Source organism: Phenylobacterium sp. (genome assembly GCF_035309685.1).
GTDB lineage: Bacteria > Pseudomonadota > Alphaproteobacteria > Caulobacterales > Caulobacteraceae > Phenylobacterium.
This window is the reverse complement of the sequence record NZ_DATGEX010000019.1, coordinates 1-23,939: the sequence shown is the minus strand read 5'-3', so window position 1 is coordinate 23,939 and position 23,939 is coordinate 1. Positions and strand designations below refer to the sequence as shown.

Annotated in this window: 30 protein-coding genes; 13 read left to right on the top strand and 17 right to left on the bottom strand. The window is 69.8% G+C overall.

The features are described 5' to 3' along the window. Positions 1 to 177: 177 nt before the first annotated feature. Complete coding sequence (locus VKQ35_RS05675) at positions 178 to 570, bottom strand: hypothetical protein (RefSeq protein WP_324359418.1); 393 nt, start codon at positions 568 to 570, stop codon at positions 178 to 180. Between the two features lie 169 nt (positions 571 to 739). Between VKQ35_RS05675 and VKQ35_RS05670 the strand changes: the two genes are divergently transcribed. The 7 genes from VKQ35_RS05670 (at position 740) to VKQ35_RS05640 (ending at position 7,186) form a co-directional block, all read left to right on the top strand. Then, on the top strand, positions 740 to 1,774 hold the full coding sequence (locus VKQ35_RS05670) for an alpha/beta hydrolase (RefSeq protein WP_324359416.1): 1,035 nt from the start codon (positions 740 to 742) through the stop codon (positions 1,772 to 1,774). A 74-nt stretch (positions 1,775 to 1,848) separates the two neighbouring features. Then, positions 1,849 to 2,088, top strand: a complete 240-nt coding sequence (locus VKQ35_RS05665; protein ID WP_324359414.1) for an aa3-type cytochrome c oxidase subunit IV — start codon at positions 1,849 to 1,851, stop codon at positions 2,086 to 2,088. A gap of 117 nt (positions 2,089 to 2,205) precedes the next feature. Beyond that, positions 2,206 to 3,339: a Re/Si-specific NAD(P)(+) transhydrogenase subunit alpha gene (locus VKQ35_RS05660; protein ID WP_324359412.1), complete on the top strand. Its 1,134-nt coding sequence runs from the start codon at positions 2,206 to 2,208 to the stop codon at positions 3,337 to 3,339. 6 nt (positions 3,340 to 3,345) lie between these two features. Further along, positions 3,346 to 3,708 carry an NAD(P) transhydrogenase subunit alpha gene (locus tag VKQ35_RS05655; protein ID WP_324359410.1) on the top strand — a complete coding sequence of 121 codons (363 nt, stop codon included), beginning with the start codon at positions 3,346 to 3,348 and terminating at the stop codon, positions 3,706 to 3,708. Next, on the top strand, positions 3,705 to 5,123 hold the full coding sequence (locus VKQ35_RS05650; protein WP_324359408.1) for an NAD(P)(+) transhydrogenase (Re/Si-specific) subunit beta: 1,419 nt from the start codon (positions 3,705 to 3,707) through the stop codon (positions 5,121 to 5,123). Before VKQ35_RS05655 ends, VKQ35_RS05650 begins: the two co-directional genes overlap by 4 nt. 115 nt (positions 5,124 to 5,238) lie before the next feature. Further along, on the top strand, positions 5,239 to 6,288 hold the full coding sequence (locus VKQ35_RS05645; RefSeq protein WP_324359406.1) for an aldo/keto reductase: 1,050 nt from the start codon (positions 5,239 to 5,241) through the stop codon (positions 6,286 to 6,288). A 7-nt stretch (positions 6,289 to 6,295) separates the two neighbouring features. Further along, complete coding sequence (locus VKQ35_RS05640; protein ID WP_324359404.1) at positions 6,296 to 7,186, top strand: alpha/beta hydrolase; 891 nt, start codon at positions 6,296 to 6,298, stop codon at positions 7,184 to 7,186. A 2-nt stretch (positions 7,187 to 7,188) separates the two neighbouring features. Here the strand turns inward: VKQ35_RS05640 and tilS are convergent, their stop codons facing one another. The 10 genes from tilS to ruvA form a co-directional block, all read right to left on the bottom strand. Further along, the gene (gene tilS, locus VKQ35_RS05635; protein ID WP_324359402.1) at positions 7,189 to 8,388 is read right to left on the bottom strand and encodes a tRNA lysidine(34) synthetase TilS; all 1,200 of its coding nucleotides are present in this window, start codon (positions 8,386 to 8,388) and stop codon (positions 7,189 to 7,191) included. Continuing rightward, positions 8,379 to 9,272 carry a tol-pal system protein YbgF gene (ybgF, locus tag VKQ35_RS05630; RefSeq protein WP_324359400.1) on the bottom strand — a complete coding sequence of 298 codons (894 nt, stop codon included), beginning with the start codon at positions 9,270 to 9,272 and terminating at the stop codon, positions 8,379 to 8,381. Before ybgF ends, tilS begins: the two co-directional genes overlap by 10 nt. Next, entirely contained in the window at positions 9,269 to 9,841 is a 573-nt protein-coding gene (gene pal / locus VKQ35_RS05625) for a peptidoglycan-associated lipoprotein Pal (RefSeq protein WP_324359398.1), read from the bottom strand. Before pal ends, ybgF begins: the two co-directional genes overlap by 4 nt. 123 nt (positions 9,842 to 9,964) lie before the next feature. Next, on the bottom strand, positions 9,965 to 11,272 hold the full coding sequence (tolB, locus tag VKQ35_RS05620; RefSeq protein ID WP_324359396.1) for a Tol-Pal system beta propeller repeat protein TolB: 1,308 nt from the start codon (positions 11,270 to 11,272) through the stop codon (positions 9,965 to 9,967). Then, positions 11,269 to 12,066 carry an energy transducer TonB gene (locus tag VKQ35_RS05615; RefSeq protein ID WP_324359394.1) on the bottom strand — a complete coding sequence of 266 codons (798 nt, stop codon included), beginning with the start codon at positions 12,064 to 12,066 and terminating at the stop codon, positions 11,269 to 11,271. Before VKQ35_RS05615 ends, tolB begins: the two co-directional genes overlap by 4 nt. Beyond that, positions 12,063 to 12,575: an ExbD/TolR family protein gene (locus VKQ35_RS05610; RefSeq protein WP_324359392.1), complete on the bottom strand. Its 513-nt coding sequence runs from the start codon at positions 12,573 to 12,575 to the stop codon at positions 12,063 to 12,065. Before VKQ35_RS05610 ends, VKQ35_RS05615 begins: the two co-directional genes overlap by 4 nt. Before the next feature lie 3 nt (positions 12,576 to 12,578). Beyond that, a complete protein-coding gene (gene tolQ / locus VKQ35_RS05605) occupies positions 12,579 to 13,283 on the bottom strand; it encodes a protein TolQ (protein WP_324359390.1) in 705 nt (234 codons plus the stop codon). Positions 13,284 to 13,356: 73 nt separating this feature from the next. Further along, entirely contained in the window at positions 13,357 to 13,803 is a 447-nt protein-coding gene (locus VKQ35_RS05600; protein WP_324359388.1) for a YbgC/FadM family acyl-CoA thioesterase, read from the bottom strand. Further along, a complete protein-coding gene (ruvB, locus tag VKQ35_RS05595) occupies positions 13,796 to 14,827 on the bottom strand; it encodes a Holliday junction branch migration DNA helicase RuvB (RefSeq protein ID WP_324359386.1) in 1,032 nt (343 codons plus the stop codon). The genes VKQ35_RS05600 and ruvB overlap by 8 nt, the downstream gene beginning before the upstream one ends. Continuing rightward, complete coding sequence (gene ruvA, locus VKQ35_RS05590; protein ID WP_324359384.1) at positions 14,824 to 15,438, bottom strand: Holliday junction branch migration protein RuvA; 615 nt, start codon at positions 15,436 to 15,438, stop codon at positions 14,824 to 14,826. The genes ruvB and ruvA overlap by 4 nt, the downstream gene beginning before the upstream one ends. A 234-nt stretch (positions 15,439 to 15,672) precedes the next feature. Between ruvA and VKQ35_RS05585 the strand changes: the two genes are divergently transcribed. Continuing rightward, entirely contained in the window at positions 15,673 to 16,941 is a 1,269-nt protein-coding gene (locus VKQ35_RS05585; RefSeq protein WP_324359382.1) for an MFS transporter, read from the top strand. Here VKQ35_RS05585 and ruvC read toward each other — a convergent pair. Further along, entirely contained in the window at positions 16,938 to 17,435 is a 498-nt protein-coding gene (gene ruvC, locus VKQ35_RS05580) for a crossover junction endodeoxyribonuclease RuvC (protein WP_324359380.1), read from the bottom strand. The genes VKQ35_RS05585 and ruvC overlap by 4 nt on opposite strands. Positions 17,436 to 17,519: 84 nt before the next feature. Continuing rightward, positions 17,520 to 17,909 carry a nuclear transport factor 2 family protein gene (locus VKQ35_RS05575; protein WP_324359378.1) on the bottom strand — a complete coding sequence of 130 codons (390 nt, stop codon included), beginning with the start codon at positions 17,907 to 17,909 and terminating at the stop codon, positions 17,520 to 17,522. A gap of 302 nt (positions 17,910 to 18,211) precedes the next feature. Here VKQ35_RS05575 and VKQ35_RS05570 point away from each other — a divergent pair, with 302 nt between their 5' ends. The 3 genes from VKQ35_RS05570 to VKQ35_RS05560 all read left to right on the top strand — a co-directional run bounded on the left by VKQ35_RS05570 (position 18,212) and on the right by VKQ35_RS05560 (position 19,709). Then, complete coding sequence (locus VKQ35_RS05570; RefSeq protein ID WP_324359376.1) at positions 18,212 to 18,535, top strand: hypothetical protein; 324 nt, start codon at positions 18,212 to 18,214, stop codon at positions 18,533 to 18,535. Positions 18,536 to 18,665: 130 nt separating this feature from the next. Continuing rightward, complete coding sequence (locus VKQ35_RS05565; protein WP_324359374.1) at positions 18,666 to 19,301, top strand: hypothetical protein; 636 nt, start codon at positions 18,666 to 18,668, stop codon at positions 19,299 to 19,301. 87 nt (positions 19,302 to 19,388) lie between these two features. Continuing rightward, positions 19,389 to 19,709 carry a hypothetical protein gene (locus VKQ35_RS05560; RefSeq protein ID WP_324359372.1) on the top strand — a complete coding sequence of 107 codons (321 nt, stop codon included), beginning with the start codon at positions 19,389 to 19,391 and terminating at the stop codon, positions 19,707 to 19,709. Positions 19,710 to 19,728: 19 nt separating this feature from the next. Here VKQ35_RS05560 and VKQ35_RS05555 read toward each other — a convergent pair whose 3' ends face one another. Both VKQ35_RS05555 and VKQ35_RS05550 read right to left on the bottom strand, forming a co-directional pair. After that, a complete protein-coding gene (locus VKQ35_RS05555) occupies positions 19,729 to 20,001 on the bottom strand; it encodes a helix-turn-helix transcriptional regulator (RefSeq protein WP_324359370.1) in 273 nt (90 codons plus the stop codon). A 166-nt stretch (positions 20,002 to 20,167) separates the two neighbouring features. Beyond that, positions 20,168 to 20,419: a helix-turn-helix transcriptional regulator gene (locus tag VKQ35_RS05550; RefSeq protein WP_324359369.1), complete on the bottom strand. Its 252-nt coding sequence runs from the start codon at positions 20,417 to 20,419 to the stop codon at positions 20,168 to 20,170. 236 nt (positions 20,420 to 20,655) lie between these two features. On the opposite strand from VKQ35_RS05550, the gene VKQ35_RS05545 reads away from it, so the two are divergent. Continuing rightward, positions 20,656 to 21,048 (top strand): VOC family protein, encoded by a 393-nt coding sequence (locus VKQ35_RS05545; protein ID WP_324359367.1) that lies wholly within the window; start codon positions 20,656 to 20,658, stop codon positions 21,046 to 21,048. Here the strand turns inward: VKQ35_RS05545 and VKQ35_RS05540 are convergent. Continuing rightward, positions 21,045 to 21,737, bottom strand: a complete 693-nt coding sequence (locus VKQ35_RS05540; protein ID WP_324359365.1) for a GNAT family N-acetyltransferase — start codon at positions 21,735 to 21,737, stop codon at positions 21,045 to 21,047. The two genes, VKQ35_RS05545 and VKQ35_RS05540, sit on opposite strands and share 4 nt — an antisense overlap. A gap of 40 nt (positions 21,738 to 21,777) precedes the next feature. Next, entirely contained in the window at positions 21,778 to 22,197 is a 420-nt protein-coding gene (locus tag VKQ35_RS05535) for an EthD domain-containing protein (protein ID WP_324359362.1), read from the bottom strand. Positions 22,198 to 22,268: 71 nt separating this feature from the next. On the opposite strand from VKQ35_RS05535, the gene VKQ35_RS05530 reads away from it, so the two are divergent. Beyond that, a partial coding sequence (locus VKQ35_RS05530; protein WP_324359360.1) for an NF038122 family metalloprotease occupies positions 22,269 to 23,939 on the top strand: 1,671 nt, incomplete at its 3' end.

Sequence of the window (23,939 nt, the reverse complement as noted above, 5' to 3'; positions counted from 1 at the left end):
CGTGGCCGCTGGCTGTCCGAGGTCTCGGAGGGCGAGGGCGCCCCCGGCTCATTTCAGGGGGAGGAGGGAGAGCCGGGGGCTGGGCTCGCTTGGACCAATACTCGGACCGGCGGCGTGGGAGGGTTTTGGACGCCCGCGGTAAGTCGGGGGTAAAGATTTGCGACGATTGGCGCGGCGCTATTTCTCGACGCGGATTCGCGTGGCGCCGGCGACGGTGACGGTCTGCATCACGCCTGGCCGACTCCGCGTGACATCGCAGACCTTGAAGTCGGCGAAGACGTCGTGCCCCCAGAGGTTCTCCCGGTATGGTCCGAGCGCCCTGGCCAGCTCCGGTGGCAGGCGCCCGATGTCATCGAAGTTGTCGAGGTCCTCGTTGACCACGCGCAGCATCCGGTGGGTCCCGATCGCCCAGATCCGGAACGAGAAGGTGCCGTTGTAGATCGCCATGCGGCCGTGCACGACGCGGCAATGGCCAGGCGGGACCGTGCGGCGGAAGGTTCCGGCCTGCGCGGCGGGCGCCAGGCTGAAGGCAAACCCGAAGAGGGCGATGGCGGCGACAAGGGCCCTCATCCGTTTTGCCCGTGGCCCCCTTTCCGAAACAATCCGGGCCGGACCCTAGCGCCGGGACGAAGCGCTTGCCATTTTTCAAACGGTTGTTAGTCCAGTCACCCCATATTGCCGGGCCGCGCCGATTTTTCCGGCCCCAGATTTCCCGCCCCAGATTGCTGAGGACCGCCGCATGGCTGAAGACGTGAAGCCGGAGATCCATGACGACCGGCCGGTCCACGCCGAGGTCCCGTTGCCGCCGGAGGTGCAGGCGCCGCTGGCTATCTACCGCGGCGAGCCGCCGGCCGCGCCGCAGTGGTTCAAGGACGCCGTCGCCCAGGAGCCTGAGCGGGTCTTCGTGGAAAGCCTGGGCTCCAAGCTCGAGGTGCTGACCTGGGGCGAGGTCGGCAAGCCCGGCCTCTTGTTCGTGCACGGCAACTCCGCCCATGCCGACTGGTGGAGCTTCATCGCCCCGTTCTTCGCCGAGCACTATCGGGTCGCCTCGATGTCGCTGGCCGGCATGGGCGCCTCGGACTGGCGCGAGAAGTACAGCTTCACCGACTTCGCCGAGGACGCGGAAGCCGTGTCGCGGGCCGTCGGCCTCTACGAAGGCGGCCGCAAGCCGACCTACATCGGCCACTCGTTCGGCGGCGGCCAGGTGTTCTTCGCCGCCGTCCGCAACCCCGAGCGGATGCACGCGGCGATCATGGTCGACACCGGCTTCGGCCCGCCGCCGGAGGAGCTCGCCAAGCGCCAGGCGCAGATGGAGGCGATCCGAAATATCCCCACCGTCGACCGGCCGAGCCGCGTCTATGCGACCCTTGAGGAGGCGCTCGGCCGCTTCCGCCTGATGCCGCCGCAGCCGGCCGGCAACGCCTACATCGCTGACTTCATCGCCCGCAAATCGCTGAAGCGCGTCCCCATGCCCGACGGCAAGGGCCAGGGCTGGACCTGGCGGTTCGATCCCAACATGTGGGCCAAGCTCGACCGCCAGCGGGCCATGGGCGGCGATCCCCTGGAGGTTCCCGAGGTCAAGACGCCGATGGTGCACATCTACGGCGCCAAGAGCCGCATCGTGGAGCACCGCAAGTCCGGCGCGCCCTCGCCCTTTCCGCCGGGCATGATCGAGATCGAGATCCCCGACGCCCACCACCATATCATGATCGACCAGCCGCTGGCCCTGGTGGCGGCGCTGCGGGCCCTGCTGGCCGCCTGGCCGCCGAAGTAGACCCGCAGCTTGAGCGGCGCGCCGCTCTCGTGTAGCACCGCGCTCAACGGTTACTTCGAACCAGAGAGCGTCCCATGGCCGGTCAGGCTTCCGAATATCACCGCGGCGAGATGGACATCCACGAGCAGGTGGCGACCTTCCACCTGGTCATGAACATCACCAAGTGGGGCTCGCTGATCATCGCATCCGCGGTCCTGACCAATGTCCTCTGGTTCTGCACCGGCGCGGGCTTCCTGACCGGCGCCATCGCCGGCGTCGTGGTCCTGGGTCTCGGCATCGCGCTGTTGCGCGAGCGCGGCGGCCAAGCGCACTAGGCTTCCAAACCGCAATCATCGATTGCCGGTTGCCCCCGGGGGTTCAGGGCGTCTGGACAGACGCGGGCGCGACCCCCTAAGGTCCCTGGCAGTCGCGTTTCGGGGACGTCGCGGACCATGGCTCTCATCGCCGTCACCAAGGAACGCCGCGCCAGCGAAACCCGCGTCGCCGCGGTTCCCGAGACGGTCAAGAAGCTGATCGCGTCGGGCTTCGCCGTGACCGTCGAGGCGGGCGCCGGTTTGGCCGCCTCCTACCCCGACGCCGACTACGCCGCCGCCGGCGCGACGCTTGCCAAGACCGCCAAGGACGCGCTGGCCAAGGCCGACATCCTGTTCAAGGTCCGCGCACCGGAGCCGGACGAGATCGCCGCCCTCAAGGCCGGCACGCTGGTCGTCGCCACCCTCAATCCGTACATCGACAAGGCCGCTCTGGCCGGGCTCGCCAAGGCCAAGGCCACCGCATTCGCCATGGAGTTCGTGCCGCGGATCACCCGGGCTCAGGTGATGGACGTCCTGTCGTCCCAGGCCAACCTCGCCGGCTACCGCGCCGTGATCGAGGGCGCCGAGGCCTATGGCCGGGTGCTGCCGATGATGATGACCGCGGCCGGCACGGTCGCCGCGGCCAAGGTGTTCATCATGGGGGTCGGCGTCGCCGGCCTGCAGGCGATCGCCACGGCCCGGCGGCTGGGGGCCGTGGTCACCGCCACCGACGTGCGCCCCGCCACCAAGGAGCAGGTGGAGAGCCTCGGCGCCAAGTTCCTGGCCGTCGAGGACGAAGAGTTCAAGAACGCCCAGACCGCCGGCGGCTACGCCAAGGAAATGAGCGCCGAATACCAGGCCAAGCAGGCCGAGCTGGTCTCCAGCCACATCGCCAAGCAGGACATGGTGATCACCACCGCCCTGATCCCCGGCCGCCCGGCGCCGAGGTTGGTCAGCGCCGCGCAGGTCGCCTCCATGCGGCCGGGTTCGGTGCTGGTCGACCTGGCCATCGAGCAGGGCGGCAATGTCGAGGGCGCCAAGCTCGGCGAAGTGGTCACCACCAAGAACGGCGTGAAGATCCTGGGCGTGGCCAACCTGCCGGGCCGGGTGGCGGCGGATGCGTCCGCGCTCTACGCCCGCAACCTGATGGCTTTCGCCGGCCTGTTCCTCGACGCCGAGGGCAAGTTCGCGCCCAACTACGAGGACGAAATCCTCAAGGCCGCGCTGGTCACCCAGGGCGGCGCGGTCGTCCACCCGAACCTGAAGGGCTGACCCGAAATGGAAGCCGTCGATCCCACCGTCTTTCGCCTGGCGATCTTCGTGCTGGCGATCTTCGTCGGTTACTATGTGGTCTGGAGCGTCACGCCGGCCCTGCACACGCCCTTGATGGCGGTGACCAACGCCATCTCCTCGGTGATCATCGTGGGCGCCCTGCTGGCCGTGGCGGCGCATGCGCCGGACGGTGGCGCGATGACCTCCAACATCATGGTCTCCAAGGGCGCCGGCGCGGTCGCCGCGGCCTTCGCCAGCGTCAACATCTTCGGCGGCTTCCTGGTCGTGCGACGAATGCTGGCCATGTACAAAAAGAAGGCCCCTGTTCACGCGAAAGAATTGGCTCCCAAGAAGGAGCACGCGGCGTGAACGCCAACCTCGCGGCCATCCTTTATCTCGTCTCAGGCGTCCTGTTCATCCTTGCGCTCAGGGGCCTCTCCTCGCCCACCACCAGCCAGGCCGGCAACCGCAACGGCATGATCGGCATGGCGATCGCCGTGGCCACCGCGCTCGCGACGCTCTGGACCCAGGGGTCGCTCGACGCCCTGACGCTTGGCCTGATCGTCGGCGGGGTCGCCATCGGCGGCGGGGTCGGCGCCCTGATCGCGCGCCGTGTGGCCATGACCGCCATGCCGCAGTTGGTGGCCGCCTTCCACAGCCTCGTCGGCATGGCGGCCTGCCTTGTGGCCGTCGCCGCCATCCACACGCCCGCCGCCTATGGCATCGCCGCGCCCGAAGGCGGGGTCGTCACCCATTCGCTGATCGAGCTGGCGGTCGGCTTGGCCATCGGCGCGGTGACCTTCACCGGCTCGGTGATCGCGTTCGCCAAGCTGAACGGCAACATGTCGGGCGCGCCGATCCTGCTGCCGGGCCGTCACCTGCTGAACCTGGCGCTCGGTGTCGCGGTCGTGGCGATGATCGTCGTCCTGGTGATGAGCGGCGGGACCGCGCTCTGGGCCTTCTGGGCGGTCTTCGCGCTCAGCCTGATCGTCGGCGGCACCCTGATCATCCCGATCGGCGGCGCCGACATGCCGGTCGTGGTCTCTATGCTGAACAGCTATTCCGGCTGGGCGGCGGCGGCGCTGGGCTTCACGCTCGAGAACACCACCCTGATCATCACCGGCGCGCTGGTGGGCTCATCCGGCGCGATCCTCAGCTACATCATGTGCAAGGCGATGAACCGCAGCTTCATCTCCGTGATCCTCGGCGGCTTCGGCGCCACGGACTCAGGCGCGGGCGCCGGCGGCGCGGTCGAGACCCGGCCGGTGAAGCAGGGGTCGGCCGACGACGCGGCCTTCATCATGAAGAACGCGTCGAAGGTGATCATCGTCCCCGGCTACGGCATGGCGGTCAGCCAGGCGCAGCATGCGCTGCGCGAGATGGGCGACAAGCTGAAGGAGGAGGGCGTCGAGGTGAAATACGCCATCCACCCGGTCGCGGGCCGCATGCCCGGCCACATGAACGTGCTGCTGGCCGAGGCCAACGTGCCCTACGACGAGGTCTTCGAGCTGGAAGACATCAACGCCGAGTTCCCGACCGCCGACGTCGCCTTCGTGATCGGCGCCAACGACGTGACCAACCCGGCCGCCAAGACCGATCCCACCAGCGCCATCTACGGCATGCCGATCCTCGACGTGGAAAAGGCCCGCACGGTGCTGTTCGTGAAGCGCGGCATGAGCTCCGGCTACGCCGGCGTCGAGAACGAGCTCTTCTTCCGCGACAACACCATGATGCTGTTCGGCGACGCCAAGAAGATGGTCGAGGGCATCCTCAAGGGCCTTTAGGCGCCCGGCCAACAGGCTTTTTTCGGTTTTATTGCGATCTCGCGGCGGGGGTGACCTCGACGCGTCACATTGGCCTGACCATATGGCCAAGCATCCCCGAACCTTGGAGACGCCCATGAAGTACAATCAGCTTGGCCGCACGGGCCTGTTCGTCTCCGAGATCTGCCTGGGCACCATGACCTTCGGCGGGTCCGAGAACGCCGGAATGTGGAAGGCGATCGGCGCCCTGCAGCAGGGCGAGGTGGACGGCATCGTCGGGCGCGCCCTGGAGGCCGGGGTCAATTTCTTCGACACCGCCGACGTCTATTCCTTCGGCGAGTCCGAGAAGCTGTTCGGCCAGGCGCTGCAGAACCTCAAGACCAAGCGCTCCGACGTGGTGATCGCCACCAAGGTGTTCGGCGAGATGGGCCCCAGGCCCAACGACCGGGGCGCGTCTCGCGGCCACATCATGGACTCGGTGCAGGGCAGCCTGGAGCGGCTGCAGACCGATCACATCGACCTCTACCAGATCCACGGCAACGACACGGTCACCCCCATCGACGAGACCCTGCGCGCGCTCGACGATCTCGTAAGCCAGGGCCTGGTCCGCTACATCGGCGTCTCCAACTGGTCGGCCTGGAAGATCGCCAAGGCGCTCGGCCTGTCGGAAGCCAAGGGCTACGCCCGGTTCGAGACCCTGCAGGCCTACTATTCCATCGCCGGGCGCGACCTGGAGCGCGAGCTGGTCCCCATGCTGACCTCCGAGCAGCTGGGCCTGATGGTCTGGTCGCCGCTGGCCGGCGGGCTCTTGTCCGGCAAGTTCGGGCCGGGCTCGAACAATCCGGAAGGCTCGCGCCGCACCACCTTCGATTTCCCGCCGGTGGACAAGGATCGCGCCTGGGCCTGCGTCGAGGTGATGCGCGAAGTCGGCGACGCGCACGGCGCCTCGGTCGCCCGCGTGGCGCTCGCCTACATCCTGCAAAAAGCCTTCACCATGAGCATCATCATCGGCGCCAAGACGTTGGAGCAGCTGGACGACAACTTGGCCGCCGCCGAACTGACCCTGACCGAGGTCGAGATGAAGCGCCTCGACGAGGTCTCGGAACTGCCCAGCGAATACCCCGGCTGGATGTTCGCCCGCCAGGGCGGCAATCGCCTTCCCAAGCCGTTCGTGAAGAAGAGCTGACCGCCCAATGTCCCTTGCACCGGCCGTGCCATTGCGCAAAGCCATCAAGCCCCCTCGGGGCGAGATGGTCGACGTGGGCGGCCGGCGGCTACGGGTGGTCCGCGCCGGACCCAAGAGCGACCGGCCAACCATAGTGCTGGAGCACGGCGCCTTCGGCTGCGCCTCGGACTGGGCGGTGGTGCAGGAGAAGCTCGCGGCCAAGGGGCTGGCGAGCCTCGCCTATGACCGCGCCGGCCTGGGCCATTCCGAGCCCGGCCCGAAACCGCGCGACGGCAACGCCATCGTCTGCGACCTGGCGAGCCTGTTGCGCGAACTGGACGAGACCGGGCCGTTCGTGCTCACCGGCCACTCCATGGGTGGGCTGATGGTCAGGCTCTATGCGCTGACCCACCCCAAACAGACACTGGGCGTGGTGCTGGTCGACGCGGTGACGCCGGACGTGATCAACCACCCGGTCGGCGGCAAGGGCGTCGACGTTTTCAGCCGCCTCCTGGGCTGGACCAGCGAGGGCGCGAAGTTCGGCATGATGCGCCCGCTGGCCGTCGTCGCCGGCGACCGCATCGGCTTGCCGCCGGAGGCCTCGGCCGAGAAGCGCCGGATCTGGGGCTCGCCCAGCCACGCGCACTGGGCCGCCGAGGAAGTCCGCCAGTGGCGCGCCACCTCCGACCAGGCCCGCGCCGGCGACTTTCCCGCGGCCATGCCGATCGCGGTGATCACCGCGGGCGCCGAGAACACGGTGACCGCCCTGAAGGAGGTGCAGTCGGTGCCCGCGCTCGCCTCACAGAACGGCTACATCGAGCACGTCGCCGGCGCCGGGCACGCGAACCTGCTCGGCCGCCGCTTCGCCGACCCAATCGTGCGCGGCGTAGAGCACGTGCTGGCGACGGCGCACCGCTGAGACTAGGCGGGTTCGCGCGCGATGACGCCGCAGGCCGCGAGCAGGCGCTCGCGGGCGAGCGGCGCCGCCTGCAACGCGCTCCCATCCGCGGCGACGGGCAAGGTGGTCCGCCGCAAGGCGCGCACCTCGAGGTCGCGGTCGGCGGCGATCTCGAAACGGCCGTCCCAGACCCCGATCTCGCCGGCGCTGAGCGACACGGGCGTCAGGCCGCCGCGCGCGGCCTCGCCCGGCTCGCGGCCGAAGCTCGCGGTCGCGGCATCGGTGGCGATGCGGGCGCCGGCCAGGCTGGCGGTGAAAACGTCTTCGCCGCCCAGCCGGTCGGCGAGGCGCTCGACCCTCTCCCGACTCGGCGGCCGATCGGTTCCGGCCGCGCACAGGCAGGCGGCGGACACGAACCGCGCGCGGGCCTCGGGCGCGGCGTCACGCAGGGTATCGCGGGCGATCCGCAGGACGCCCCGGGCGTCCTCGCCGCAGGCCAGGGCGAGGGACACGGCCAGGGCGAGGGACACGGCCAGGGCGCCGGGCGCTTCCTCGCCCGCCGCCGCCCCGACCGCCAACGCCTGGCGCGCACGGGGCCTGGCGTAGGCGCGGTCCTCATTGGCGGGATCATCGATCCAGCGTTCACCGCGCTCGACCAGCCAATCGCGGATTGATCTCCTCCGTACACGGAGCATCGGCCGCAGCAGGAAGACTCCGCGGCCCTGTGGCCAGGCCGGCGAGGGCGCCCATTCGCGCGGATCGGGCGTGGTCGAGCCGGCCTCGCGCATCAACCGCGCCTCCAGCACGTCGTCGGCGGTGTGGCCCATCAGGACGACGCGGGCGCCGGCGTCGCGGGCGGCGTCGGCCAGCAGGGCGTGCCGGGCGTGACGAGCGGCGGCGGGGAGACCGGTCGCGGGCTTGTCGCCGGTCCAGGCCAGGGCCTGGAACGAAGCTCCTAGCCGTGCGGCGGTGGCGGCGCAGGCGTCCGTCCAGGCGGCGCTCTCGGAGCGCAGGCGGTGGTCGACGGTCAGCACCAGCAGGCGCCGGCCGGTCCGCCGCGCCCACGCCTGGGCGATCAGGGCCAGGGCCAGGGAGTCGCCGCCGCCGGAGAGGGCGACCGCGACTGGGCGCGGGCTGTCGTCCAGCAGGCGGCGGCCGAGGATCTCGCCGACCGCGTCATCGAGGCCGGCGTTCGTGGCCCCGTGCGTCGCCGCTACCCGCACTTCGCCTGGACGCGCACCGTCGCGGCGCGCGATTTGATGGCTTCCGGCGCCTTGGGATAGCGGTGGTTGAGCTCGGTCAGGGCCTGGCAGGCGTCGGCGGGCTTCTTCAGCTGCACCAGCGCGCGGCCGAGCTCGACGACCGCGTCAGGCGCCCAGGCGGTCTGTGGCCAGCCGCGGATGGCGCCGATGAAGGCGCTGGCGGCGCGCGCGTAGTCGCCGTTCACTGCCAGCGTCTTGCCCCACCAGTAACGGGCCTCCGGCGCGCGCGGCGTGTCCGGATAGGTGGTGACGTAGTCGCTGAACGCGGTCTGGGCGGAGTCATAGTCGCCGCTCAGCATCAGTTGCCGCGCCTTGGTGAAGGCAGCGTTGGCGGCGGCCGCGGCGGCCTTGGGGTCGGCGGGCGGAGCCGGTTCGGCCGCCGGCGGCGGACCGGCCTGAGCCGCCGCCTGGGCGGCTTGCGCCGCGTCGGCCAGCTTCTGCTCGTCGGCGGTCAACCGGTCGCCGAGCGATTTCACCTGGGCGCGGAGCGCGGTGTTTTCGCGCCGCGCCTGGTCGAGCTCGTGGGTGGTGGTCTCCAGCGAGCCGTTGAGCTTGGTGATCGTCTGCTCGATGTCGCCGATCTTGGTGGCGATGTCGGCCAGCCGCGCGTCGGTGTCGGCGGGCTCGACCACAACCGGGGCGCCGGTCTTCTGGGCCTTGAAGACGATGTCGCGCAGTTCGCGCACGACCTTTTCCATGCGGTCGAGCCGCTTGGCGTCGCGCGCGTCCAGCGGGTCGTCCATGGGCGTCTGGGCGAAGGCCAAGGTTGGCGAGACGACCGGCGCGGCGATCAGGGCGATCGCCGCGCAGGCTGCCAACAGACGGAGCGGTCGTTTGGGTGTCATTGCATCCGGGCGCCGCTGACGATCGCGGTATGGCCGTTACGGTTATGGGCCTCCGCCTGCTCGCCCACGCCGGTGTCGATCGGCTTTTCCTTGCCGAACGAGACGGTGGTGATGCGGGTGGCCGCGACCCCGTGGGCGACCAGGTATTCGCGCACCGCGTTGGCGCGCCGGGCGCCAAGCGCCAGGTTGTATTCCTCGGTGCCGCGTTCGTCGGCGTTGCCCTCGATGCGCACCTGTACGGCCGGATAGCGCTTCAGCCAGTCCGACTGAGCATCGAGCAGCGGGGCCGCGTCGGCGCGGATCGTATACATGTCGTAGTCGAAGTAGACGCGGTCGCCGACGTTGACGGTGAAGTCGCGCTCCGAACCCGGCAGCGCGTTCTGGGTCACCGGTTCGGCGCGGTTCGGATTGGACTGCGGACGCGACGGCTCGGCGCCGCGCGGCGCCGGCGTCGCCTGGCTGGTGGGATAGGAGGGCTTGGGACCGTGGCCGCAGGCGGCGAGCGTCAGCGCGCCGGCGGCGATGAGCGTCAGTCGCAGGGCGCTCCTGGTGTTTGCGGGGGTGACCATGGGAGACGTCTCCTTCGAAAGGCGCGCCGGCCCTGATCAACAGGCGGCGCTTGGGTGAGAATCTAGTGGTCCGCCTCGCGGCGCAACCCTGGAGCCTCTCCGAGGAAAGGCTCCACAGCGGAGTCAGTTCAATAGCGGCGACCAGGCCGGGTCGGATCCGGCGCCGGGATAGGGCAGCGGTTGCAGGGTGCGGCCGGTGACGTCGACGCTCCACAGCTTCGATGTGCCGCCCGCGCCCTGGCGGGTGAACACCAGCACCCGGCCGTTCGGCGCCCAGGCGGGTCCCTCGTCGAGGTAGCTGGAAGTGAGAATCCGCTCGTCCGAGCCGTCGGGTTTCATCACCCCGATGTGGAACTCGCCGCCGGTCTGTTTGGTGAAGGCGATGAACTCGCCGGTGGGACTCCAGACGGGCGCGGTGTAGCGGCCCTGGCCGAAGCTGATCCGCCGCGGGTTCGAGCCGTCGGCGCCCATGATGTAGAGCTCCGGCTGGCCGGAGCGGTCGGAGTTGAAGACGATCTGCGCGCCGTTGGGCGAGAACGACGGCGAGGTGTCGATGGCCGGATCGACGGTCAGTCGCGTCGTGGCTCGGCTTCTCAGGTCCATCATGAAGATGTCGCTGTTGCCGCCGCGCTCGACGGAGAAGGCGACCTTCGATCCGTCCGGCGAGAAGCGCGGCGAGAACACCATGCCTTTGAACTCGCCCAGGCTTTCGCGCCGGGTGGTGTCGAGGTCGAGGAGGTAGATCTTCGAGCCTTCCGGCCGCAGCTCCATGTAGGTGAGTTGCTGGCTGGTGGAGGAGAAGCGCGGCGTCATGATCGTGGCGCTGCCGTCGGTCAGGTACTGCGGATTGGCGCCGTCCTGGTCCATGATCGCCAGGCGCTTGGTCTTCGACCCACGCCCGCCGGTCTCGGCGACGAAGGCGATGCGGGTGTCGAAATAGCCCTTCTCACCGGTGAGCAGCTCATAGACGAAGTCGGCGATCTTGTGCGCCGCGCGCCGCCAGTTCTCCGGGCTGGAGGTGAACCGCTCTCCCTTCAGCTCCTTCTCGGCGAAGACGTCGCAGATACGGATGTCCACCTGCAGGCCGGCGCCGGCGGCGCTGGCCTGGCCGTAGAGCAGGGCTTGGGCGTTGATCTTCTGCCAGGCGGGATAGTTGGGTTGCACCGCGACGGTCAGGTCGCGATCGGTGAAGCTCGCGGGGTCCAGCGGGCGGACGAGGCCCGAGCGTTGCAGGTCGCTGCTGACCACGCCGACGATATCGGCGCCGACCTGGCCGCCGCCGAAGGCCGGGATCGCGATCGGCAAGGGCTGAACGTCGGCGCGGTTGACGTTGACCTCGATGTCGGCGCGCGCCGCGCCGGGGCGGAGCAGGGCGGCGGCCGGCAGGGCGGCCATGGCCGTTAGCAGGGTCCGTTTGGAAAACTGGGTCATCCGGAGCAGGCCTCGCGCGCGTTGAAGTTGACCGCGATCTTCTCACCGTAGAACTCGCGCGGCAGGGACCGGAAGGGCGCCGCCGCATAGACGGCGCGCACGGCGCGGTCGGCGGCGGCGCGGGCCACCTCGCCGGAGCCGGCCTTGATCTGTGGCGTCGCATCGCCGACCACCTGGCCGCCCTGGCCGATGGTGAAGGTGACGCGCAGCTGCACGTCGCGGCCGCCCTCCACGTCGCAGTTAGGGTTCCAGCGCCGTTGCAGCTCGTCGGCGAGCCCGCTCATGGCGGCGGCGGAGACCCCCGTCCCCACGGTTTGGCGGGCGACCAGCGCGGTGTCGGGCCGGGCCGGGCCCTTGGGCGCCGACGACGGCTTAGGCGGCGCGGGCTTGGTCATCTTGGAGATGCTGGCCGAGAGCGCGTCGAGATCGAGGGTCTTCTCCGGCTTGGCCGGCGGCGTCGGCTTGGCGGGCGCCGGCGTCGGGATCGGCTTGACCTCCTTGGGGGTCGGGACCGGCTTGGGCGGCGGCGGTGTGGGTTTCGGCTCGGGCTTGGGCGGCGTCGACTGGTGGGGCGCGTCTGGGACCGGCGTGTCGGTCTGGGCGGTCTGTTCCACCGGCGCCTGCTCGACGGGCTTGAGGTCGGCGTCGGGCGCGCGGCTGACGATGGTCACCGGCACCACCGAGCCCACCTTCAGGTCGTGGGTGAAGTTCCAGGAGATGAGCAGCAACGCCGCCACGGTCGTGTGCAGCAGCACCGACCCAAGCATGGCTGGCTGAAGCTCGCGGCGGGTCACGGGGTGTCAGGTCCCCCAGGCGCTGTGGCGGGCTTGGGCGTCGCGCCCGACGACGGCCCGCCGGTGTCGGTGATCAGGTTGATCGAGGTGAAGCCGGACGTCGACAGCGAGGCCATCACCTGGGCGACGATGGCGTAGGGCGCCTTGCCGTCGGCGCGCACGTAGATCGGCTTGGTCGTCGGCCCGGCCATCTCCTTCAGGCGCGGCGCGAGGTTGCCAAACGGCACCTCGTCCTCCTTCACGAAGATCTGGCCGTCAGCGCGGATGGTGACGGTGAGCGGCTGCGTCTGATCCTGCAGGGAGCCGGCCTCGGTCTTCGGCAGCTCCACCGGCACGCCGGCGGTGAGCAGCGGCGCGGAGATCATGAAGACGATCAGCAGCACCAGCATCACGTCGACCAGCGGGGTGACGTTGATCTCGGAGAGCGCGCCGCGGCGGGCGCGCCCGCGGCGGCGGCGTCCACGGCCGCCGCCGGTGGCGGCGAAGGCGTCGTTGGCGGAGAGCGCCATGGCCTAGACCCGCTCCGCCAGCCGCCGTTGGATGGCGGTGGAGAGGTCGTCGGCGAAGCCCTCGAGCCGGCCGGAGAACTTGGCCGCATCGGTCGAGAACTTGTTGAACGCGATGTAAGCGGGAATTGCAGCAGCGAGACCGATGGCGGTGGCGAACAGGGCCTGGGCGATCGAGGGGGCGACGACGGCCAGCGAGGTGTTCTTCTGGATCGCGATCGCCTGGAACGAGTGCATGATACCCCACACCGTCCCGAACAGCCCAATGAAAGGCGACGCGGTGGCGACGATGGCGAGCGAGCCCAGGCCGTCCTCGATGCGTGAGCTCTCGCGGGCGATGGCGGCGTCGAGGACCCGGTCGATGCGCTGGATCAGGAAGGCGGCCTGACTGTCGTTGGTCAGGCCCTTGGCCCGCGCGTCGCGCCATTCGCGCAGCGCGCCCTGCAGCATGCGGGGGAGAGCGTGGCGCGGGCGCTCGCCGGCCTCGGCGGCGACGTCCTCCAGGCTCTTGCCCGAGGCCACGGCGTCCTCGAAGGCGTTGGCCTCGCGGTTCAGCCGCGAGAAGCGGAAGGTCTTGTCGATGATCACCGTCCAGGACCACAGCGAGGCCCCGGCCAGTCCCAGCATGACCAGTTTCACGATCCAGTCGGCCTGCATGAACAGGTGAATGAAGTTGAAGCTCTCTGGCGTGACGGCGGCGACGGAATCCATGCGAGGTCCAGGAGCTCCCAAGACAAGTAACGCGGCGGGGAAGAAATGGTCGTGGCGCGAGGCGATGGCGAACTTATGGCGAGTCGGCAAACAGCGGAGCCAGAGCGTCCTTTAGACCCGCCGGCGGGCGGATGGCGCGGCCGGCGAGGTCGATGCAGGCTGCTTCAACCTGCGCGGTGGCGATCAGTTCCTCGCCGCGGGTGATCCGCTGGCTGATGAACAGGCGCGGGCCCTTGACGCTGTCATAGGTGGTGCGGACCAGGAGCGCGTCGTCGATCCGCGCGGCGCGCTTGAAGTCGACGGTGATGCGGGTGATCGTAAAGGCGCTGGGGTTGGGCTGTTCCAGCAAGGCGGAATGGCTGACGCCGACCACGCGGAAGAAGTCGCTCCGCCCGCGCTCGAAATAGCGCAGGTAGTTGGCGTGATAGACGACGCCGGTGAAGTCGGTGTCCTCGTAATAGATGCGCACCGGCAGCTGATGCTCGCGGCCGACCAGCCAGCCCGATGATGGATCACTCATCGAACAGGTCCCCGGGCTGGGGCTGACCGACGCCTTTCGGAGCCATGAGGCCCAGGTGCGCATAGGCCTTGGCGCAGGCCATGCGGCCGCGGGGCGTGCGCTGGATGAAACCCTGCTGCAGCAGGAAGGGCTCGATGACGTCCTCGACGGCGTCGCGGGCCTCGGCGATGGCGTAGGCCAGCGTCTCGACGCCTGCGGGGCCTCCGCCATAGTTCTCGATCAGCGCGCGCAGATATTTGCGGTCGAGCGCGTCCAGGCCGTGCTCATCCACGTCGAGACGGGCCAAGGCGCTGGCGGCCGCCTTGCGGTCGATCAGCTCGACGCCATCGGAGGCGGCGAAGTCGCGGACCCGGCGCATCAGCCGGCCGGCGACGCGCGGCGTGCCCCGCGAGCGCGCGGCGATCTCGGCGGCGCCTTCCGGATGCAGGGCCAGGCCGAGTTTCGCGGCGGCCTGGGTCAGCACCTTCTGCAGTTCGGCCGGCGTGTAGAACTCCAGGCGGATCGGGATGCCGAACCGGTCGCGCAAGGGCGTCGCCAGCAGGCCCGCCCGCGTGGTGGCGGCGACCAGCGTGAAGGGCGCCAGGTCGATGCGGATCGAGCGCGCCGAGGGCCCCTCGCCGATCATCAGGTCCAGCACGTGGTCCTCCATGGCCGGATAGAGGATCTCCTCGACGTTGGCGGCGAGCCGATGGATCTCGTCGATGAACAGGACGTCGTTGGGCTCGAGGTTGGTGAGGATGGCGGCGAGGTCGCCGGCCTTGGCCAGCACCGGGCCGCTGGTGGCGCGGAAGTTGACGCCCAGTTCGCGGGCGACGATCTGGGCCAGCGTGGTCTTGCCCAGACCCGGCGGGCCGAACAGCAGCACGTGGTCCAGCGCCTCGCCGCGCGACTTGGCGCCCTCGATGAACACCCGCAGGTTCCCCTTGGCCTGCTCCTGCCCGACGAACTCGGCGAGGGTTTGCGGGCGCAGCGCCTTGTCGGGGGCTTCCAGCGGCGCGGGTTCTCCGGAGACGAGGCGGGTCACCGCCCGAGCTCCTGCAACGCGGCCTTGATCAAGGCCGGCGCCTCCGCCTCATCGCCCATGCGTAGCGCCGCCTGTTCGACGACGCGCCTGGCGGCGGGTTCGGCGACGCCCAGGCCCATCAGGGCGGCGACGGCTTCGCCGGCGGCCGACGGCGGCGCGGGCTTGGCGGGGCCGGCCGACGCGTGGAAGGCGGCGACCAGGCCGTCGGCGATGGGCTTGTCCTTCAGCTCGGTGACGATGCGCAGCGCCAGTTTCGGTCCGACGCCCTGGGCGCGGGAGACCGCGGCCTGGTCGCCGCGGCCGGCGGCGGCCTGCAGTTCAGCGGGCGGCAGGACGTCGAGGACCGCCAGCGCCGCCTTGGGGCCGACGCCCTGAATGGTCTTCAGCATAACGAAGGCCCGGCGCTCGTGGCGGTCGAGGAAGCCGTAGAGGGTTATGCCGGTCTGCTCGCCCCACTGGCTTTCGATGTGCAGGGTGGCGGTCTCGCCGGTCCCGGGCAGGCGGGAAAGCGTCCGCGAGCCGCAGCGCACCACATAGCCGACGCCGGCCACGTCGATCAGCGCCTCTTCCTCGCCCACCTCGGCGACCACGCCCCAGAGGCGGCCGATCATGGGGTCGCTCCCGCGCGGCGAATGTGAATGGCGTTCAGCATCTGTTCCAGGCTCCTCGTAAACCGCGTCGCCCCGCTTGAAAACCGAGAACGCCTGGGGACCGCCAGGGCGCGCCGACGGGCGCCGGTTAACCGGACTTTTCAACACTCCCCGGCCGCCGGGACCGGTCAAAAATGTGCAGTGGCGAACGCCGTTCATCCGGCTACGGTCCTGGGGTCCTTGGGGGGACGCCGCATGACCGAGCCCACGACGGACCGAGCGCTGCCTGGGGGGCCGCACAAGCCGCCGCATCCGTCCGTCTACCTGTTGCTGTTCATGCCCTACGGGGCGGCCGGCGGCTATGTGACGGTGACGCTGGCCTACATGCTGACCAAGGCCGGGGCGAGCGTGGCGCAGGTGGCGACCCTGGTGGCGCTGTCGATCCTGCCCAGCACCTACAAGGTGCTCTGGGCGCCGCTGGCCGACACCACCCTGACCCCGAAGATCTGGTACCGGATATCGGTGATCGTGACGGTGCTGGGGTTCCTGGCCTTCGCGGTCATGCCCTACACCGTGGCCCTGCTGCCGGTGTTCGGGGTGGTGATCTTCGCGATGAACACCACCTCGACCTTTTCGGCCATGAGCGTGGAACGGCTGATGGCCTATGACACGCCGCCGAGCCAGAAGGGCCGGGCCGGCGGCTGGGCGCAGGCCGGCAATCTCGGCGGGACGGGCCTGGGCGGCGGGGTTGGGTTGGTGATCGCCCAGCACTCAAGCCACGCCTGGCTGCCCGCCATCACGCTCGCCCTGCTCTCCCTGGGCTGCATGCTGGGGCTGCGGGGCCTCTCCGATCCGGCGCATGAGGTGCAGGGCGGCTATCTCACGGTCCTGAAAACAGCGGCCAAGGATGTCTGGAGCCTGATGATCACGCGGCTCGGCCTGTTGGCGGCGGTGCTGGTGCTGCTGCCGGTCGGCACGGGCGCGGCTTCAAACCTGTGGGCGGCGATCGCCGGCGACTGGGGCGCCAGCGGCGACGAAGTGGCGCTGATCGGCGGCGGTCTCAGCGGGGTGGTCTGCATTATAGGGTCCGTCGCCGGTGGCTATCTCTGCGACCGGATGGACCGCAAGCTGGCCTATCTGCTGTTCGGCCTGGGGACGGCGGCCGCCGCCGTGGCCATGGCGATGGGGCCGCGCACGGCCTTGGCCTTCATCGTCTTCGCCACGATCTACAATCTGATCCTCGGCTTCGTGTACGGCGGGTTCTCGGCCGTGGCGCTGGAGGCCATCGGCAAGGGGGCGGCGGCCACCAAGTACAACATGCTGGCCTCGCTCTCGAACATACCGATCCTGGCCATGACCGCGCTGGACGGCTGGGCCCAGGGCCGCTGGGGATCGGGCGGCATGCTGGTCTTCGAGGCGAGCCTGGGCGTGGCGGGCGCGGTCGCGTTCGCGGTCATTGTCTACAGCACGCGCGGGCTGACCTGGCGGGGCGTGTTCGGAGGCCTGCTGCCGAAGCCGGCCTAGGCCGCGTAGCTCCGCGCGCGCCTGGCGTGGGCGTGGGCGATGGCGACGGCGAGCGCGTCGGCCGCGTCGGCGGTGGTGTCGCCGGCGGTCGGCAGCAGGCGGCGGATCATGAAGCCGACCTGGGCCTTGTCGGCTGCGCCGGTGCCGACCACGGCCTTCTTGACCACGGTGGCGGCGTATTCGGCGACGGAAAGGCCCGCCCGCGCCGGGGCGATCAGGCAGCAGGCCCGCGCATGGCCGAGCTTCAGCGCCGACTGGGCGTTGGTGTTCATGAAGGTCTCTTCCACCGCGGCCTCGTGCGGCGCGTGGAGCGCGATCACCTCGGCGATCTGGTCGAAGAGGATCAACAGCCGCTCGGAGAAGGGGAGCGTGTCCTTCGGCGCGATGACTCCGTGGGCGACGTGGATCAGCCTCGCCCCCTCGATGGCGATCACGCCCCAGCCGGTGCGGCGCAGGCCCGGGTCCAGGCCGATTATGCGAATCGCGGCGTTCATCGTCTGTTCCAGTGTGGCTGACGCAGAGATGAAGGGGAAGGGTTGAGGAAGGGTGGAGGGGCCGCGGCAGCAAAGGAGGTGGGCCTAGGGCCCCCACTGCCCCGTGCTGAGGTGTTCGTGAGCGATCAGCCAGCCGGCGGTCGGGTCCTTCCGAAGGACGCGGGTGCCTCGTCCGCCGCCGCCGACCTCGGCGCCCCGGGCGCGGCCTGACCAGGCGAAGTGATAGATGACCGCCGCGGCGGCGTCGGACTGCTCGATCCAGGCCTGGTCCAGGGTCGAATAGCTGTAGTCCTCGACCGGCTTCCAGCTCGAGGTCATGACCTGCGCGAAAGCGTCCTTGCCCCGGACGGCCGTTCCGTTGCTGTAGAAAAACACGACGTCGTCGGTGAGTAGCGCCAGGGCGGCCTTGATCTCCCGGCGGATCAGCGCGGCGGTGAAATCGGCCACACACGCCTGAGGAGAGCCTGCGGACACTCGGCGCGATCCTTTCGATAGGCGCGAAACGGGGGGTTCTGCGCGGGGTGAGCCTTTCACCGAACCTGGATGGGCTGCAATGGCGGTCGCTCGACAGAATAGCCGCCATGAGATTCAAGCCGGAGGCTGTGGGTCAGCCCCGAAATGCTTGTCGACCGCTCTCGCAAGTGGCGTCACGGCCCCTTCTCCCACAAGGGGAGAAGGGCAGGAGGTTGGACGTGCGGCCAGACGTCCCACTTCACGCCGTCCCTCAAAGGTGTATTGTATGCATACTATCATACAGACCGGGGAGGACGTGAGCGATGCGCAAATATGTCTTGGCGATGGGGCTGCTGGTGCTGGCGGCGGCGACGCCCGCGGCGGCGGATACCGGGCAGGAGATCGCCGCCCATGGCGCGACCCTGAAGTTCCAGGGCGCGGACGTCGTGTTCGCCTTCACGCCGGACGGCAAGGTCAGCGGCATGAACGGCCGGATCAACGGGACGTGGCGGATCGACGGCGACAAGCTCTGCAGCGCGACCAACACCGCGCCGGAAAACTGCCTTCCCCTCCCCGCCGGCAAGAAGTCGGGGGACAGTTTCGATATCGAGCTGCCGGCGGGCACGGCGACGGTGAAGATCAACTAGCGGGCGGCGGCGGCCTTTTGCTTGCTCTCTCCACCCTCTCCCTTTCGGCTTCGCCGGGAGGGAGGGGACTTCTATTTTCGCCGGGCGCGATCAATGGTCGGAGGTATTCCCTGCACACCCTTGAGATTCGATGACGCCACGCTTTCCCGACGCGCCGGCCCGGCTGGCCCATCTGCCCCGCGACCGGCGCGGGTTCCCGGCGCCCTGGTTCGTATCCTGGGAGGCCGGCGAGCCGCGGTTTCCGGTGGTCGATGCGGCCAAGCTGAGCCTCGCCTGGAACGAGGAGCGCTGCTGGGTCTGCGGCGATCGGCTGGGGGCCTATCGCGGCTGGGTCGTGGGGCCGATGTCGGTGATCGAGGGCGCGACGCCGGAGCCGCCGTCGCACTATGAATGCGCCGCCTTTTCGGTCAGCGCCTGCCCGCACCTGTCGACGGCCCACGCGCGGTTCAGCGACCGCTACGCCGACGCAGCCGACTGCGTGGCCCAGCCGAACATCAGCAAACAGGGCTCGGCGGTGACCGCGATCTGGATCACCAAGGGGCGCGGCGCGACCCCGTTCCGCGCCGGCGCCGGCACCCTGTTCGGGCTCGCCGAGCCGACGCGGCTCGAGTGGTATGCGGCGGGGCGCCGGGCGTCGGGCGGCGAGGTGGCCGAAGCGATCGGCCAAGCGCTGCCGACGCTGCGGACCGCCGCCGAGGCCGAGGGGCGCGGGGCCGAGTTCGAGCGGCGGCTGCGGTGGCTGGAGGGGTGGGCGCCGCAACCCTGACGGGCGGTCCTGAGGCGGGGCCGTCTCGGGTGGCCGGATCGAACCGCGTCATTGCGGCGTTAGGCGCTCAGTAAGAGAGAGCGTTCCGTGCCCAGACCGTTGGACCAGCATCTTGTCGTCGAAAATCCCCGGAGCGTCGATGACCCCCGCAGCTTCGTGGACGAGGACCTGACCGGGCGCGTGCTGCTGGACGGCGGGACCTTCGAGCGGTGCCGGTTCCGGGACGCGGCGCTCATCTACATCGGCGGCGCGCCGCCGACGCTGGTGGACTGTTCCTTCCAGAGCGTCTCGTTCGAGTTCACCGGCGCGGCGGGGCGGACGGTGGCGTTCCTGCAGGCGATGGCGTCGCCGAAAAGCGGCCTCAGCAGCATCTTCAAGGCGACCTTCCCCCGGCTGTTCGGGCACTAGGAGGCGGTCGGCCCCGGCGCTACTGCAGCATTGCCGAGACCGGCCGGGCGGCTTCGGGCGAGGCGGCCGCGCTGTCGCGCCAGCCTTCGAAGAAATAGTGGACGCCGACGTCGAGGGCGCAGGCGAGCTTGTAGAGGACCACCGCGGAGGTGCGGTTCTCGCAGCATTCGTACTTATGGATCTGGCGGAACTGCAGGCCCGCGCGGGCGGCGACCTCCGCCTGGCTCAGCCCAAGCGCCTTGCGGCGTTGGCGAAGACGCTTGCCGATATAGAGGTTGAGAAGATCGTCCATCGTCTGCCTCGCCGGGTAAGGTCTCAACAGGCCGCCGCGGCGCCGGGCCACCGTTACTTATCGAGCGGCCACGAGGACTGTCCTGGCGGCGTCAGCCCAGCCCCGCTTCCTCTATAGCGCAGCTCTGACGTTGCGTATATCGGACCTAAGTCTTAGGACTTAAGTCCTAGAGCCTGGCGCGGTCCTCGGCGCTGCCAGACGGGCTCAGGCCCTCGAAGAAGAAGCCGATGTCGACCTCGAGCGCGGTGGCGAGCTTCCAGAGGATGGCGGCCGAGACCTGGGCCGAGCCCGCCTCGTACTTGGCGATCTGCTGGAAGCGCACGCCGCAGGCCGGGCTGATGTCCTTCAGCGAAAGGCCGAGCGCCTTGCGCCGCCAGCGCAAACGCCGGCCCACCGTGGCGTCGAACGTGTCGGACATCTGAAAAAGGCCCCCAACCGCTCCAAATCGCGAAAAGCGCCGCCCCCGAGGTCCCGCGACGCCGGCCGCCCATTGAACCCGGGAATTGCGACGAATACTCAATCAGGCGCGCGACGGTCGGACCATTGCCTATTTAGGCGACGAAAAATCGCCACGCGCGGGTCTTCCGGTGCGGCCCGGCTTTGCAGTAGGTGAGGGGCGCTCGCAAACCCCGCGCCCCAGCAAGGAAGACACGCATGTTCTCTCACATCATGATCGGGACCAACGACCTGCCGCGCGCCAAGTCGTTCTACGATGCGCTGCTGGGGACGCTGGGCGTCGCGCCGGCCATCGTCGACCGCCACCGGATCTTCTACCGCACGCCCACGGGCACGTTTTCGGTGTCGCTGCCGATCAACGGCGAGCCGGCGACGGCGCCGAATGGCGGCACCATCGGCTTCGCCTGCGCTTCGTCCGAACAGGCCGACGCCTGGCACGCCGCCGGCCTCGCGGCGGGCGGGACCACCTGCGAGGACCCGCCGGGCGTGCGCGAAGGCGCGGCCGGCAAGCTCTACCTCGCCTATCTGAGGGATCCGGACGGCAACAAGCTCTGCGGCCTCTACCGGATGCCGGCGACCGCCGCCGCCTAGGGCCGCGTCAGCACCGTCATCGTCAGCTCGGTCCGCAGCGCAAAGCCCAGGCTCTCGTAGAGGGCGATGGCCTGGGCGTTGTGGGCGTAGCTGTGCAGGAAGGCGGTCTCGCCGCGCGCCGCGATCCGCTCGGCGACGACCCGCATCAGGGCGCCGGCGAGGCCGCGGCCGCGCTGGCCGGGCTCGGTGCAGACGCCGCTGACCTCGGTGAAGCCCGGCGGGTTCATCCGCTCGCCGGCCATGGCCAGCAGGCGGCCCGCGGCGTCCTTGACGCCCACGAAGGCGCCGAGCCGGTGGGTCCGTGCGAAGAACGGACCGGGCTGGGTGAGCGTGGCCAGCGCCAGCATCTGGCCGGCATCGGCGTCGGTGAGGTCGACGATTTCGAAGGCGGGCGGTCCGTCCGGCGCGGGCGTCAGCCGGTCGCAGACCATCTGCCAGATGAGGCGCGGCTCGGCGGCGAGGCCGATCGGCGGGCCAGGCTCGGCGACGCCGACCGTGGCGAGCGCGCCCCCGGCCGGGACCAGGGCGGCGAGCGCCGCCAGGCTTTCGTCCGAGCCATCCGCGGCGGCGGCGAACAGGCCGTAGTCGGCCTCGAGACGCCAGGCCCGCGCATCGCCCCGGGCCAGATGCGCCTGGCGGGTGGTGAGCGTCGTCCACACCGGGCGGTCGAGAGGATGGGCGGCGCACATGCGGTCCAGATAGGGCTGCTCGGCCGATCGGCCAACCGTCCTAGCCGACGACCGGCTTTTCCTCGCCCCACCAGAGCGGGCTCTTGGGAAGATCGATGAAGCGGCGCTCGTCCTCCAGGAGCAGCAGGCCGGCTTCGCGCGCCTCCGGGCGCTCGCCGTTGGCGACCACGGCGTCCAGGCTGTCGAACCACAGCTCGGCGACGCCGTCGTACTCGGCCGGCGCGCCGCGGCCGGCCCGCAGCGCCGCGCTGGCCGCCTCCGGGTAGCTGTGCAGCTGGACGTAGCGGCGGATCTGCAGGACCTCGGCCACCGAGGCGACCAGGGGCGCGTGGGTGTTGATCCAGTAGTCCTGGAACGCCTCGCGGCTGAGCTGGGGCAGGCGGATGAGGCAGAAGGTGAGCTTGAGCATGATCCCCTCGATGGCGGCGCGGCGCAGGTTGACGTGTACGGAAAGCCGCATTGACAAGGCGGCCACTTCGCCGCCCACTGGCCCCTGCGTGTTAAACCCCCGGGGGCCCAGGGGCATTTTAGATGACCTTACCGACTGAAGCCGTCACTCTCGCAGGGAGTGGCCTGGTCTTCATCAACGATTACAGCGACTCCGTCAGCGCCGACTACCGCTCCGCGATCATCTCCGCCGAGAATTTCCTGCAGAGCCACTTCACCAACCAGCTGACGGTGAGCGTGAACTTCGACTTCGCGCCGCTGAGCGCGGGCTCGAGCGCGGAGAACAATTTCGACGAGAAGAGCGTCAGCTATGCGCAGTTCGTCGCGGCGCTCAGGACGCACGCCACCACCGCCGACGACCTGCTGTCGGTGAACGGCCTGCCGGCGAGCGACCCCTCCGGCGGCGCGGGGTTCGCGATCCCGACCGCCGAGGCGGTGATGCTGGGTCTGGCCAAACAGTCCAACAACATCGTCGACTCGGTGACGCTGAACTCGAACCTCAACTTCACCTTCGGCCAGGACGCCATCGGCGCCGTCGAGCACGAGTTGAGCGAGGGCGTGTTCGGCCGGATCGGCAGCCTGGGCTTCGACGGAAGCCAGTGGAATCCGATGGACCTGTTCCGTTTCACGGCCAGCGGCCAGCGGGATTTCACCGGCGGGTCGGACGGGGTGGAGACCTTCTTCGGCGTCGACGCCAACCACGTCACCAGCTTCGCGTTCCACAACGCCATCAACAGCTTGGGTCAGAATGACGGCGAGGACCTCGCCGACTGGGACCACACCTTCGGCGACGCCTTCGGGGCCGGCGGTCCGGGCGCGCCCGGGACGGTGTCGGCCACCGACCTGCAGGTGCTGGACATCCTGGGCTGGAATCCGACGAGCCAGTCGGGGCCCTTCGTCCCCGCGCCGGACGATTTCGCCAACAGCCTCAGCGACCTCACGCATCCACTTGGCCAGGTCGCCATCGGCGGCACGGCGACCGGCGTGCTGCAGCAGGCCGGCGACCGCGACTGGTTCGCCGTGCAGCTGCAGGCCGGCAACACCTATTCGATCACCGAGACCGGCTCGACCGGCCATGGCGGCACGCTCGCCGACCCGTTCCTGCGGCTGCACGACTCCAGCGGCGCGCTCATCGCCTCGAACGACGACATCGTCGACGGGACCAATCCGGATTCGCGATTGTCGTTCACGCCCACGGCGTCGGGGACCTACTACGTCGAGGCGGGCGCCTTCGTCGACGGCTACGCCGGCAGCTATACGGTCGGCGTCACCCAGACGGGGACGGGAGCGGTCGCCAGCGGCCCCGGCCAGGTGATCAACGGCGCGGCCGGCGGCGACACCATCCAGGCGCCGGAGACCAATGACACCATCACCGCAGGCTCAGGCGGCGCCAACTACCTGCGCGGCAACGGCGGCGACGATTCGATCCAGGGCGGCGCGGCCTTCGACGACATCAACGGCAACAAGGGCAATGACACCATCGACGGCGGGTCTGGCGGCGGCGACTTCCTGGTGGGCGGCCAGGGCAACGACCTGATCACCGCCCACGCCAGCGCCAATCAGATCCTGGGCAATCTGGGCAACGACACCCTGATGAGCGGCTCGGGCGCCGATGTGGTGCGCGGCGGCCAGGGCGACGACGTCATCGTGGCGGGGTCGGGCGACCAGTTCCTGTCGGGCGACCGCGGCAATGACACCATCACCGCCGGCAGCGGCCACGACACCATCCACTCATCGCAGGACGCCGGCATCGAC